The 12,272-nt window shown below is 59.5% G+C and carries 10 protein-coding genes and 1 pseudogene; 7 read left to right on the top strand and 4 right to left on the bottom strand.

Annotated features, from left to right (window positions below; genetic code table 11):
* The first annotated feature begins 132 nt into the window (after nucleotides 1–132).
* The 4 genes from J4G38_RS11580 (at nucleotide 133) to J4G38_RS11595 (ending at nucleotide 4,049) form a co-directional block, all read left to right on the top strand.
* Entirely contained in the window at nucleotides 133–366 is a 234-nt protein-coding gene (locus tag J4G38_RS11580; protein ID WP_210519425.1) for a hypothetical protein, read from the top strand.
* The gene (locus J4G38_RS11585; protein ID WP_210519426.1) at nucleotides 363–1,295 is read left to right on the top strand and encodes a UDP-2,3-diacylglucosamine diphosphatase; all 933 of its coding nucleotides are present in this window, start codon (nucleotides 363–365) and stop codon (nucleotides 1,293–1,295) included. Before J4G38_RS11580 ends, J4G38_RS11585 begins: the two co-directional genes overlap by 4 nt.
* Nucleotides 1,296–1,401: 106 nt before the next feature.
* A complete protein-coding gene (locus J4G38_RS11590; RefSeq protein ID WP_210519427.1) occupies nucleotides 1,402–2,430 on the top strand; it encodes a glycosyltransferase family protein in 1,029 nt (342 codons plus the stop codon).
* Nucleotides 2,431–2,582: 152 nt separating this feature from the next.
* The gene (locus tag J4G38_RS11595; protein WP_210519429.1) at nucleotides 2,583–4,049 is read left to right on the top strand and encodes a GH1 family beta-glucosidase; all 1,467 of its coding nucleotides are present in this window, start codon (nucleotides 2,583–2,585) and stop codon (nucleotides 4,047–4,049) included.
* Between the two features lie 38 nt (nucleotides 4,050–4,087).
* Here J4G38_RS11595 and J4G38_RS11600 read toward each other — a convergent pair whose 3' ends face one another.
* Nucleotides 4,088–4,720, bottom strand: coding sequence for a hypothetical protein (locus tag J4G38_RS11600; RefSeq protein WP_210519430.1), 633 nt, complete (start codon nucleotides 4,718–4,720; stop codon nucleotides 4,088–4,090).
* A 143-nt stretch (nucleotides 4,721–4,863) separates the two neighbouring features.
* Between J4G38_RS11600 and J4G38_RS11605 the strand changes: the two genes are divergently transcribed.
* Nucleotides 4,864–6,351, top strand: a complete 1,488-nt coding sequence (locus tag J4G38_RS11605) for a 3' terminal RNA ribose 2'-O-methyltransferase Hen1 (RefSeq protein WP_210519431.1) — start codon at nucleotides 4,864–4,866, stop codon at nucleotides 6,349–6,351.
* On the opposite strand, the gene J4G38_RS11610 is transcribed toward J4G38_RS11605, so the two are convergent.
* Nucleotides 6,341–7,180: a serine protease family protein gene (locus J4G38_RS11610; protein ID WP_210519432.1), complete on the bottom strand. Its 840-nt coding sequence runs from the start codon at nucleotides 7,178–7,180 to the stop codon at nucleotides 6,341–6,343. The genes J4G38_RS11605 and J4G38_RS11610 overlap by 11 nt on opposite strands.
* A 36-nt stretch (nucleotides 7,181–7,216) precedes the next feature.
* Between J4G38_RS11610 and J4G38_RS11615 the strand changes: the two genes are divergently transcribed.
* Nucleotides 7,217–9,991 (top strand): polynucleotide kinase-phosphatase, encoded by a 2,775-nt coding sequence (locus J4G38_RS11615; protein WP_210519433.1) that lies wholly within the window; start codon nucleotides 7,217–7,219, stop codon nucleotides 9,989–9,991.
* A gap of 291 nt (nucleotides 9,992–10,282) precedes the next feature.
* Here J4G38_RS11615 and J4G38_RS11620 read toward each other — a convergent pair whose 3' ends face one another.
* Together J4G38_RS11620 and J4G38_RS11625 are read right to left on the bottom strand one after the other, a co-directional pair.
* Complete coding sequence (locus J4G38_RS11620) at nucleotides 10,283–10,843, bottom strand: restriction endonuclease (RefSeq protein WP_210519434.1); 561 nt, start codon at nucleotides 10,841–10,843, stop codon at nucleotides 10,283–10,285.
* Between the two features lie 28 nt (nucleotides 10,844–10,871).
* Nucleotides 10,872–11,183: pseudogene (locus tag J4G38_RS11625) on the bottom strand (helix-turn-helix transcriptional regulator).
* 268 nt (nucleotides 11,184–11,451) lie between these two features.
* Here J4G38_RS11625 and J4G38_RS11630 point away from each other — a divergent pair.
* Nucleotides 11,452–12,243 carry an NIPSNAP family protein gene (locus J4G38_RS11630; protein ID WP_210519435.1) on the top strand — a complete coding sequence of 264 codons (792 nt, stop codon included), beginning with the start codon at nucleotides 11,452–11,454 and terminating at the stop codon, nucleotides 12,241–12,243.
* Nucleotides 12,244–12,272 lie beyond the last annotated feature (29 nt).

Below are 12,272 nucleotides of genomic sequence, written 5' to 3' on the forward strand. Positions count from 1 at the left end.
GCCGGGCCTAGCAAATAGGACTGCACCGCCGCGCCACAAGTTGACATAAGGGTAATTCGGCCGTAATCAAGGCTTAATAGGGGTGCGCGAACTTTGAAAGCAGGATTTTCACTAGTTATAACCTTTCCTGCTATGTACTTCCCGGCTTTGGTTTCGGGGCTGCGCCGCCTGGGGCGCTGGCTCGTGTACGAGTTGTTTCAAGTGGCGCTGTGGGTGGCCTTTGCGCTGCACACGCTGGGCAGTTTGCGCTCGGCGTTTGGGGGCGGCGGCGAGCTGGCCGGGCGGCGGGCCGGCCCGGCCATCCGGCCGCGCCGCAGCGCGGGGCCCGCGCGGGGCGGCCGGTTCACGCAAATTGCTGCCGCATGAGGATAGAACCCGCAACGGTGCCCGAAACCGGGAAAAATGCTTCGGCGGCCCCATCCAAGCCCAAAATCCGCCGCAAGCGCCGGGTGCAGGTGGCCGTCATCAGCGACGTGCACCTGGGCACCTACGGCTGCCACGCCAAGGAGGTGCTGCGCTACCTCAAGAGCATCCGGCCGCAGGTGCTGGTGCTCAACGGCGACATCGTCGACATCTGGCAGTTCAGCAAAAACTACTGGCCGCCGGCCCACATGCGGGTGGTGCGCTACCTGGCCGGCCTGGCCGCCAAGGGCGTCAAAATCCACTACCTCACCGGCAACCACGACGAGCTGCTGCGCAAGTTCGCGGGCCTGAAGCTGGGCAATTTCCGCCTCGATAACAAGCTGGTGCTCGACCTGCCGCACGGCCGCACCTGGCTGTTTCACGGCGACGTGTTCGACGTGACCATGCGGCACTCGCGCTGGCTGGCCAAGCTCGGCGGGCACGGCTACGACTTGCTGATTCTGATAAACCGCTTCGTAAACTACGTGCTGGCAAAATTCGGCCGGCCCCGCGTGGCCCTGAGCAAGCTGGTGAAGGAGCGGGTAAAATCCGCCGTAGCGGCCGTGAGCAACTTTGAGGAAACCGCCGCCGCCATTGCCGCCGACGAAGGCTACCGCTACGTGGCCTGCGGGCACATTCACCAGCCCGAAATCAAAACCCTGCACACGGAGAAAGGGGAGGTGATTTACCTGAATTCCGGCGATTGGGTGGAGAACCTGACTGCCCTGGAATACACCCCGGAAGCCGGCTGGCAGCTCTATTACTACAACGACGACCCCAGAATGCAGCAAACCGCCGAAGCCGACGCCGCTGATGCCGCCGAGGAACTGGCCGATGCCAACCCGGCCGCGCTGCTGGAAGGGCTGCTGGCGGAATTCAGGATTAAGGCGTAACGGGCGGCTATTACGTATCAAAACAGAACGTCATGCTCCTCTGGCATCCGCTTGCCGACGCCAGATGGGTATGACGTTTTAAGAATTCAATTCCGATTACCAATCAATGTCCCGAATCCTCTACGCCATCCAGGGCACCGGCAACGGCCACCTCAGCCGCGCCCTCGACGTGGTGCCGCTGCTACAATCCCGTTGCGACCAGCTTGATATACTGGTGAGCGGCCCGCCCGCCGACTTACCCCTCCCGTTCGAGGTGAAATACAAGGCCCAGGGGATGGGGTTTGTCTTTGGCAAAAAGGGCGGCATCAACTTCGTGAAGACGTTTGTGCAGTTCAATTCGGCCAGGTTTCTGCACGAGGTACGGCACCTGCCGGTGGAAAGCTACGACCTGGTCATCAGCGATTTCGAGCCGGTGAGCAGCTGGGCCTGCAAGCTGCGGCACGTGCCCTGCGTGGCCCTCAGCCACCAAAGCGCCGTGCTCAACCCGGCATCGCCGCGCCCCGATACGGAAGACCCGGCCGGCCGCGCCGTGCTCAGGCACTATGCCCCCAGCACGGCGCAGTACGGCTTTCATTTTCAGCGGTATGCACCGGAAATTTTCACGCCCGTTATCCGCCAGCAGGTGCGCGAGCTGAGTCCCACGAACCAGGGTCATTATACGGTGTACTTGCCGGCTTATGAGGAGGAAATTCTGGTGGAGCGCCTGCAACACCTGAGCCGCAGCGTGCGCTGGGAGGTATTCAGCAAGCACAGCCACACGCCGGCCGAATACGGCAACGTGCGCGTGTGGCCCGTCAGCGGTACGGCCTTCCTCGACAGTTTGGCCCGCTCGGCCGGGGTGCTCTGCGGGGCCGGTTTCGAAACGCCCGCCGAGGCCCTGTACCTGGGCAAAAAGCTGCTGGTGATGCCCATGAAGCAGCAATACGAGCAGCAATGCAACGCGGCAGCCCTGGAAAAAATAGGCGTGCCCGTCATCAAAAGCTTCAAAGACAAAAATCTGGACAAGGTGGACCAGTGGCTGAACCGCGACGAAACCATCCCTGTCGATTACCCTGACCAAACCGCCGCGGTAATTGACAGGCTGCTGCGGGAGCAATTGCAGGAGAAAGGTGTTGGGGCAGCTATGCGTTCATGAAGCGCGAAAAAGAACCTCATGTCGAGCGCAGCCGGGACATCGCGCGTGCAGCAGTAATTAAATTGGTCAACGATACAAGCGAGATGTCCCGGCTGCGCTCGACATGACGTTCAGGCTATACCCGTTATTTCTAATTCTTCCGCGCCCCGCGCATGATTAAGCTACCACCTCGCTACGCCGAACCGCTGCCGGCGGCCTTCTTTCCGGCCTCCGCGCCCCTGCCATTTTCCCGGGCCGATTTCGGACCCGATTTCCACTGGGGCGCCTCGGCCGCCGCTTACCAGACCGAAGGCGCGTGGCAGCACCAGGGCAAAGGCCCGAGCATCTGGGACGATTTTACGCGCCGCAAGGGAGCCATTCGGCGCAACGAGCACGGGCGCGTGGCCACCGATTTCTACAACCGCTACGAAACCGACCTGGACCTGGCCAGCGGTATGGGCCTGACGGACTTCCGCTTCTCAGCCGCCTGGCCCCGCGTGCTGCCCGAGGGCACGGGGGCCGTGAACCGGCGTGGCCTCGACTATTACGACCGGCTGGTGGATGCCTGCCTGGAGCGCGACCTGCGCCCCATGCTCACGCTCTACCACTGGGACTTGCCCAGCGCGTTGCAGGCCAAAGGCGGCTGGGCCAACCGCAGCATCGTGGGCTGGTTTTCGGAATACGCCCAGATTATGGCCCGCCGCCTCGGCGACCGCGTGCCGCACTGGGCCGTGCTCAACGAGCCGATGGTGTTTGTGGGCGCCGGGCACCTGCTGGGCGTGCACGCGCCCGGCCGGCGGCACCTCGGGGCCTTCCTGGCGGCGGCCCACCATGCCACGCTGGCCCAGGCCGAGGGCGGCCGCGCCCTGCGCGCTCTGCTGCCGGATTCGGCCCGGATTGGTACCACGTTTTCGTGCTCCTACCTCACGCCGCAACGCCCCGGTAATGCCTATGACGAAGCCGCCACCCGCCGCGCCGATGCCCTGCTGAACCGCTTTTTCGTGGAGCCTACCCTCGGCTTGGGCTACCCCGTGGCCGAACTGCCCGCCCTGCGCTGGCTGCTGGACCGCTACCAGAAGCCCGGCGACGAACAGCGCATGACCTTCGATTTCGACTTCTGGGGCATCCAGAACTACACCCGCGAAGTGGTGAAATTTTCGCCTTGGCTGCCGCTGCAATGGGCATCGTTGGTGCCTGCCAAGCAGCGCGGCGTGCCCTATACCGACATGGGCTGGGAAGTATATCCGGAGTCGATTTGCCAAATGTTAAAGCAGTTTGCGGCTTATCCAAATGCACCAACTTTGCTCGTAACCGAAAGTGGCTCAGCTTTCCCGGATGTGGCAACGGGGGGGCGCATCCACGACCCGGCCCGTAGCGCCTACCTGCAAGCGGCTATCGGCCAGGTGCTGCGGGCCCAGCGTGAGGGCGTGGACGTGAGCGGCTATTTTGCCTGGAGCCTGACCGATAATTTTGAGTGGGCCGAGGGCTACGGGCCGCGTTTCGGCTTAATTCACGTCGATTACGACACCCAGGAGCGCATTGTGAAAGACTCGGGCCGCTGGTACCAGCAGTTTCTGAGCGGCACGGCGGTGGAAAGTAGCGCGGACTTTGCAGTCCGCGACTCGCACCAACTGGGCTGATAACCGGCGTACTCGCGGACTGCAGAGTCCATGCTACATCACAGTAGCAGGTCCCGGCAGCTCAGAAACTTCTCAACCAACTGTTCTGGCTGCTGCTCATCAAACTCCCCGAAACCCAGCACGAAAGCCGGCGCGGGCTGCACGAATTTGATGGCTTGGTTCACCTCTTTCAGGTAGGGGCTGAGCCGGTCTTTGTCGCCGTCAGCGGCGGCGAATTCAGCGTCCCAGCGCAAGGCCTCGGGGTTTTTGCGTACCAGGAACGGCAGCACGAACGGGACGAAGCGGCCGAAAATCGGGTTTTCGTCGGTCGTCAGCCGGCTATCGGGCCAGACGTGGAATTCGGCGAATGAAGCCGGCGGTACCACCACGAATGCCGCCTTTTCCAGCGTCATTTCCGCGAATAGTTCGAGGCGGTTGGGTTGGGCGTAGAGCTGCGCGTAGGCCGCGTACCATACGGATACGCCCGCCGGATTCACCAACTGGTAAGGGTGAAACGAGCTGGCAATGCCCAACCCACCGTGGGTGCCGATAGCTAAGGCATACAGCTCTCCAAACTTCGCTAAATCAGTCGATTGCTGGTAAGGATGGTTGGTGAGGCCGTAGAGGTAGAAGCAGGCGAAATCGTTCAGAGAAGGGCCGATGGGAGCGGCGGCAGGAGTTGTGTCAGGCACTGGGAGCAACGGTGAAAGTGGGAGGAGCGGCCGGTCAAAAAACGGCTTTATACCATACAAACCTACTTGTCATCCGGCTACGTCGCCTGGTTCTGGCCGGTGCCGTGCTACATTCGGCCACCCGTTTTTCTGGCTTATTGCTCATGCTCCTCACCATCTCCACCACCTACCAGCCCGCCACCGACCTCGGCTACCTGCTGCATAAAAACCCGGCGCGCCTGCAAAGCATCGAAGTAGCCGGCGGCGAGGCCCACATCTTCTATCCCGAAGCCTCCGCCGAACGCTGCACCGCCGCCCTGCTGCTCGACCTTGACCCCATCGGACTCGTGCGCGGCCGCAGCGGCAGCAATGGCGAAGGCTTTGCCCTGGAGCAATACGTGAACGACCGGCCCTACGTAGCCTCGTCCTTCCTGAGCGCGGCCCTGAGCAAAGCCTTCGGCACGGCCATGAACGGCACCTGCAAAGACAAGCCCGACCTGCCCGCCCAGGCTTTGCCGCTGGCCGTGAAAGTGGCCGTCGTATCCGCGCCCGGCCCCGACTGGCCGCGCCGCCTTTTTGAGCCGTTGGGCTACGAAGTGGAAATCGAAACCACGCCGCTCGACCCCACCGTGCCGGAGTGGGGCGACAGCCGCTACTACACCCTGCACCTGCACCACGCCGGCCTGCGCCTGCAGGACGTGCTGACCCACCTCTACGTGCTGCTCCCGGTGCTCGACAACGACAAGCACTACTACATCGGCGAAAACGAAGCAGAAAAGCTGCTGCACCGCGGCGGCGACTGGCTGCCCCAGCACCCGGAGCGCGGCTTTATTACGCGGCGTTACCTGCGCTACCTGGCGGCGTACGTGAACCCCACGCTGGCGCGGCTGATGGAAGGGGATGAGGACCTGACGGAAACCTCACCCCCTGACCCCCTCTCCCGTGGAGAGGGGGCACCGGAAATGCCCGTTGCAGAATCGTCAGGCTCCCCCTCTCCGCGGGAGAGGGGGCGGGGGGGTGAGGTGAACGGGGAGGGCGACCAACGCCTGAGCCTCCACGACCAGCGCCTCCAGCAAGTGGCCCACGAAATCTATGAACTAGGTCCCAAACGCGTGCTCGACCTGGGCTGCGGCGAAGGCAAGCTGCTACGGCTGCTCCTGCGCCAGTCCAAAATCGAGTACCTCCTCGGCATGGACGTGTCGCACCAAGCCCTGGCCCGCGCCGCCCAGCGCCTGCACCTAGACGAGATGCCCCCGCGCCAGCGCACCCGCCTCGACCTCATCCAGGGCTCGCTGCTTTACCGCGACGAGCGCCTCGCCGGCTTCGACGCGGCGGCCCTGGTCGAAGTCATCGAGCACCTGGACGAAAACCGCCTCGCCGCCCTCGAAGCCGTGGTGTTTGGTCAGGCCCGCCCGGCGCACGTCTTCGTCACCACCCCCAACGCCGACTATAACCAACTCTTCGAGAAGCTAAACGCCGGCGAATTCCGCCACGACGACCACCGCTTCGAATGGTCCCGCGCCGAGTTCTCTGCCTGGGCTGCCGGCGTGGCCGGGCGGCACGGGTATCAGGTGCGGCTGGTGGGCATGGGGGAGGAGGTGGAAGGCGTGGGCGCGCCCTCGCAGATGGCGGTGTTTGAAACTACTCTTTAACGACGGGTTTAGTACTAAGCTTTAGTTCCTCGACCTTCATTAGGGCATCAAGGACAAGACTTATTTTGTTCCCGATTAGACAGTAGTATTTGCCTTTTTTAAATTCTGTCATAATGCCGATTAGCTTGTAATCGACTGTCCATTTTTCGTTTTGATGAGTTGGTAATAGTAGCCATAAACCGCAACCGCTTAAGCCATATGGTTGAATTTTGATTTTTTTATCTTCTCCTGTCCGGACATCTACTCCCTTTCCCTTAAAATCAAGAATGAAACATGTTTTTGGGTCGAACTTATAATACTCATAAACTTTTTCCTTAGCAGGTTCAACGAAAAACCCTTCTGCTTGAGATTGCAACTCTCCATCTATCTCTTTGGTGCTATCCTCTGGATATCCAAAAACGCAATATTGTGTTGCATAGAATAGCTCTGAATGGCCACGGAATTTTGAAATAGGAAGGAACCTATAGCCACCTTCTAAAGCAGGAAGTATGTGGGGGTGAAGTTTTATATAGGCTAGGTCTATTGTTTTATCAACACCAAGGTTTGTTACCAGAACTTTACCACTTATTGCAGTGAAGCCATCACGACTTTTGATAAACAATGGTTTGGTTTGCGTTAGATGTTCAGCTACATGTGCTGCAGTTAGAATGTAGTGATGTCCACCTAAAAAAGCCATTATACCAGAACCAAATGGTTTCATCTTAGAGCTAGTATCCATCTCGAAAATTTGACATGTATGAGGCATCAGTTCATTGCCCATTAGCTTGTCTAAGGCTTCATCTAGCTCAGGCGTAAACGTTATTTTAATAGAGGAGTCAGGGTTAAGCATTTTTTAATCGTCGTTTTTGAAGCAAGTACCTTTCCAATGCCCCAAGATACCCTCAAGCTCCCCGAACTCTCCCTCGTCCTCCTCATCGGCAGCACGGGCGCGGGCAAATCCACCTTCGCCCGGCGCTTGTTCAAACCCACGGAAATCGTGTCGTCGGATGCCTGCCGAGGCTACGTGGCCGACGATGAAAACGACCAATCGGCCAGTAAAGACGCGTTTGAGCTGCTGCACTACCTGGTGGCCAAGCGCCTGAAGCGCGGGCTGCTCACCGTGGTCGATGCCACCAACGTGCAGCCCGAAGGCCGCAAGCCCCTGGTGGCCCTGGCCCGCCAATACCACGTCCTCCCCGTGGCCATCGTGCTCGACGTGCCCGAATCCGTGGCTCAGCAGCGCAACGCCCAGCGCCCCGACCGCCGCCACCTGGGCCGGCACGTCATTGCCAGCCACCGCCAGCAGCTGCGCCGCAGCCTGCGCAGTCTGAAAGAGGAGGGCTTCCGGCACGTCCACCACCTGCGTAGCGTGGAAGAAATCGACGCCGTCCAGCACCTCACCCGCGACCGTCTCTACAACAACCGCAAGGAGGAAACCGGCCCCTTCGACATCATCGGCGACGTGCACGGCTGCTACGAGGAGCTGTGCGCGCTACTGGAGCAGCTGGGGTATCAGGTGTTGGAAGAGCCGATTCTGGATGTGCGGGATTTGGGCGTGCGGGTGGTGGCGCCGCTGACCGTTCACGCGAGCGCCTCACCCCCTGACCCCCTCTCCGATGGAGAGGGGACACCGGTAATGCACGGTCAGGAATCGCCAGGCTCCCCCTTCTCCATCGGAGAAGGGGGCCGGGGGGATGAGGCGCGCCGCAAGGCCATCTTCCTCGGCGACTTCGTGGACCGCGGCCCCGCCTCCCCGCAAGTCCTGCGCCTTGTGATGAGCATGGTGCGCGACGGCACCGCCCTCTGCGTGCCCGGCAACCACGACATCAAGCTCCTGCGCCACCTCAACGGCAAGAAAGTCACCGTCAACCACGGCCTGGCCGAAACCCTGGCCCAGTTCGAAGCCGAGCCCGAAGCCTTCAAAAGTGAAGTCCGGCGCTTCCTCGACGGCCTGGTGAGCCACTACGTACTCGATGGCGGCAAGCTGGTGGTGGCCCACGCCGGCCTCACCGAGGAGATGCAGGGGCGCGGCTCGGGCGCCGTGCGGGCCTTCGCGTTGTTTGGCGAAAGCACCGGCGAGATTGACGAATTCGGCCTGCCCGTGCGCTACGAATGGGCCCGCGAGTACCGGGGCCGGGCGATGGTCGCCTTCGGCCACACGCCCGTGCCCGATGCCGAATGGCTCAACAACACCATCGACCTCGACACCGGCTGTGTGTTTGGTGGCCGCCTCACCGCCCTGCGCTACCCCGAGCGCGAGCTCGTAGCCGTGCCCGCCGCGCAAGTCTACTGCGAGCCCGTGCGCCCGCTCAACTACCGCCGCAGTAGCGCGGACTCTGTAGTCCGCGAGTCAGAACGATTCCCGGACCCGCGGACTACAGAGTCCGCGCTACAATCTGCCCAGCACGAACAAGACGACCTGCTCGACATCCGCGACGTCACCGGCAAGCAGTTCATCGAAACCCGGCTGATGCGCGGCGTCACCATCCGCGAGGAAAACGCCGTGGCCGCCCTGGAGGTGATGAGCCGCTTCGCCCTGCACCCCAAGTGGCTGCTGTACCTGCCGCCCACCATGTCGCCCACCGAAACCTCGGCCCTGCCCGACCTGCTCGAACACCCCGCCGAAGCCTTCGACTACTACAAACGCCTCGGCGTGGAGCGCGTGGTGTGCGAAGAAAAGCATATGGGCAGCCGCGTGGTCGTGGTTTTGGGTAAGGACGAAGCCACCATCCAGCGCCGCCTGGGTCTCGTGGGCGAGGGCATCGGCAAGTGCTACACCCGCACTGGCCGCAACTTCTTCACCGATGCCGCCCTCGAAACCGCCTTCCTCGCCCGCCTGCGCGATGCCTTCACTACGGCCGGCTTCTGGGAGAAATTCGACACCGACTGGGTCTGCCTCGATGCCGAGCTGCTGCCGTGGTCGGCCAAAGCCCAGGAGTTGGTGAAAAACCAGTACGCCGCCGTGGCCGCCGCCGCCAACGCTGCCCTGCCCCAGGTCGAAGCCGCCCTCACCGAAGCCGCCGCCCGCAACCTCGACGGCATCGACGCCCTGCTGGCCCGTACTACCGCCCGCCGCGAAGCCGCCGCCCACTACGCCGCCGCCTATCGCCGCTACTGCTGGCCCGTCCACTCGCTCGATGACCTCAAGCTGGCCCCCTTCCACCTGCTCGCCACCGAAGGCCGCACCTACTTCGACCGTGACCACGCCTGGCACATGGAAACCCTACGCTCCCTCGCCCTGGCCGACCCCGGCCTGCTCCGCGCCACACCCTACCGCGTCGTCCCCCTCGCCGACCCGGCCGAAATCGAAGCCGCCATCCAGTGGTGGACCGACCTCACCGCCGCCGGGGGCGAAGGCATGGTGGTGAAGCCCTACGACTTCGTCCCTCAGGGCAAAGGCGGCCTGCTTCAGCCCGCCCTCAAGTGCCGGGGCCGCGAGTACCTGCGCATCATCTACGGCCCCGATTACCTGCTGCCCGGCAACCTCGACCGCCTCCGCCAACGCAACGTGAAAGCCAAGCGCAACCTCGCCCTGCGCGAGTTCGCCCTCGGCGTGGAGGGCCTGGAACGCTTCGTGGCCCGGCAGCCCCTGCGCCGCGTGCATCAGTGCGTCTTCGGCGTGCTCGCGCTGGAAAGTGAGGCGGTGGACCCACGGCTGTAATTAATAAAATTATTGGTTGACATTCAGTGGTAAAACCCGAAGCATAATACTTTCCAGCTTCCTGATATTCTTTTTGCTCAATTCAAGTGGCGTGAACATGACGCAGAAAAAGATTAAGTCGTCGAATTCTACAAACCCTGTGTACTCTTTGCTCGGATAAGATGGGATATCAATTACACGAATTTTGACAGATGAGTCATTTCTCTTAATAGTTGGTATATAGCTGATTTTGGCAGCAGGAAAATCCTGCATTGTGTAAGCTTCTTGGAAGCTCAGAAGGTCATCAAGGCTCTATGTATCAGCATCCTTAGCAATTAAGTTAACGTACATGAATTCTTTTGAATCTCCAGCCTCTTCAAAACTCAAGCCTCTCTGATAGAAAGACGCTAATATTCCTTCTCTTCGAGTGCCATCCAGTATCCAGCCAAAAGGTGCAGTTACAATTGCTCCTGACTTTCCGCTATAAATAATCCCTTCGAAGCCTTGAAAATCTTTCAAGTCTTTGAAATTCAGTATATCGAGTTCTATATCGATTGGGTCTGAAAATGCTCTATTGATTGCTGCCGGGCTAAATCCTTGCTGAGTAATAAGTAAACCTTTGTTCGCTTCGCAATCATTCAACATGCCAATAAACATCTCAACATCTTTGACATCAATTTTTTTGGAAAAAAACTTTCCATCGATAACAATTCTGATTCTGTTGCCAGCAACATAGTCTTCAATTAAAATATCAATTTGCCTCTTAGTTTTAGAATACCGGCCGTCTACGCTCGCATTGTGGGTGATTTCGGTGTTCGGAAATTGTTCTTTAAAATAGGAGGCAATTTCAACTTCATAATCTTTCCAATTCATGTGTGTAAACTATTCGTAATTACGATTTCTACAAAACTGGCAAACTCTGATTCAGCAATTCCACACTAAAATTAACCTTCGCGTTTAGCGCCTTAAATACCTTCGTCACCGTGTCGAAACGCGCATCGGTCAGGCTGTTTTCCAGCTTGGAAATCTGCGCTTTTTGCACGCCCACCAGTTCCCCAAGCTACTGCTGGGTCAGGTTGCGTTGCAGGCGGGCTTCTTTGATGGCTTTGCCGAGCAGGTCGAGGCGGAGTTCTGCCTCAAAGGCATCGCGCTTGGGCGTACTAATGGAGCCGAGGTGCTTATCAATGACTTCATCCAGCGAATATACCTGCATTTTCTGGCGGTTTCAATAGTCACAAGTTACGCTTCTGACTTCAGGAAATCAGTCACTCCAGCGCCGTGAATTGCTTCCGCAGCCTCAGTCAAGTCCGCGAGGCTGCCGTCATTGCCTGAGGTATTTTCCTTCGGCTTTATCAACCAGAGTATGGTGCTGCTCGCAATTGGCCGCCGGCCAGGGCAAACAATAGTGTCAGCGAAGGAGATAAGTAGCAGTTGTTGCGCCCACCACGTACTTGTGGCTAAGCACTAATGCTGACCTATTCATGAAAAAACAGCTTTTCCTCCCGTTCCTCATTGCCTGCCTGGGCTTTTGGCTGACCAGCGCCGGCTTTGCAACAACTACCGCCGCTGAGCGCCCCACGTATTTTGAGCTGAAGGTGTATCACCTGAAAACCAGCCGGCAGGAAGCCCTGATTGACAGCTTTCTCCAGCGGCAATACCTGCCGGCGCTGCACGCGGCGGGCATTCCCACCGTTGGGGTATTTAAACCCATTGGCAACGATACTGCTGCCGATAGGCGCGTGTATGTTTTCACGCCGTTTACCTCCCTGAAACAGTGGGAGAAAGTTGATAAAGAAACGACCGCCAAACTGCTGGCTGCTGGCGGCGCCTACGTGAATGCCGCCTACAACAATCCGGCCTATACCCGGCAGGAAACCATCCTCATCCGCGCCTTCGATGAGATGGCTGGGCTGACTGCGCCCAAACTCGATGCACCCAAAAATGAGCGGGTTTATGAGTTGCGCAGCTATGAAGGGGCTAGCGAAAAGCTATTCCGCAACAAAGTCCAAATGTTCAATGCCGGCAAAGAAATTAAATTATTTGACCGGCTGCAATTCAACGGAATTTTCTATGGCGAAGTAGTTTTCGGCGCGAAAATGCCCAACCTCATGTACATGACTTCCTTTGCGAATATGCCGGCGCGGGAAGCGCATTGGAAAGCTTTCGGCAGCGACCCCGAATGGAAAAAACTTTCCACCCTGCCCGAGTATCAGCACAACGTGTCCCACATCGACATCACTTTCCTGCGGCCGACTGATTATTCGGGGCTCTGAATAACTACGCGGGAGAATGGGGCCACCAA

It is taken from the genome of Hymenobacter terricola (assembly GCF_017921975.2).
Lineage (GTDB): Bacteria > Bacteroidota > Bacteroidia > Cytophagales > Hymenobacteraceae > Hymenobacter > Hymenobacter terricola.

Bases quoted from the DNA above. Each gene is read 5' to 3' on its own strand.
- J4G38_RS11580 (WP_210519425.1), top strand. From the start codon at position 133: ATGTACTTCCCGGCTTTGGTTTCGGGGCTGCGCCGCCTGGGGCGCTGG.
- J4G38_RS11585 (WP_210519426.1), top strand. From the start codon at position 363: ATGAGGATAGAACCCGCAACGGTGCCCGAAACCGGGAAAAATGCTTCG.
- J4G38_RS11590 (WP_210519427.1), top strand. From the start codon at position 1,402: ATGTCCCGAATCCTCTACGCCATCCAGGGCACCGGCAACGGCCACCTC.
- J4G38_RS11595 (WP_210519429.1), top strand. From the start codon at position 2,583: ATGATTAAGCTACCACCTCGCTACGCCGAACCGCTGCCGGCGGCCTTC.
- J4G38_RS11605 (WP_210519431.1), top strand. From the start codon at position 4,864: ATGCTCCTCACCATCTCCACCACCTACCAGCCCGCCACCGACCTCGGC.
- J4G38_RS11610 (WP_210519432.1), bottom strand. From the start codon at position 7,180: ATGCTTAACCCTGACTCCTCTATTAAAATAACGTTTACGCCTGAGCTA.
- J4G38_RS11615 (WP_210519433.1), top strand. From the start codon at position 7,217: ATGCCCCAAGATACCCTCAAGCTCCCCGAACTCTCCCTCGTCCTCCTC.
- J4G38_RS11620 (WP_210519434.1), bottom strand. From the start codon at position 10,843: ATGAATTGGAAAGATTATGAAGTTGAAATTGCCTCCTATTTTAAAGAA.
- J4G38_RS11630 (WP_210519435.1), top strand. From the start codon at position 11,452: ATGAAAAAACAGCTTTTCCTCCCGTTCCTCATTGCCTGCCTGGGCTTT.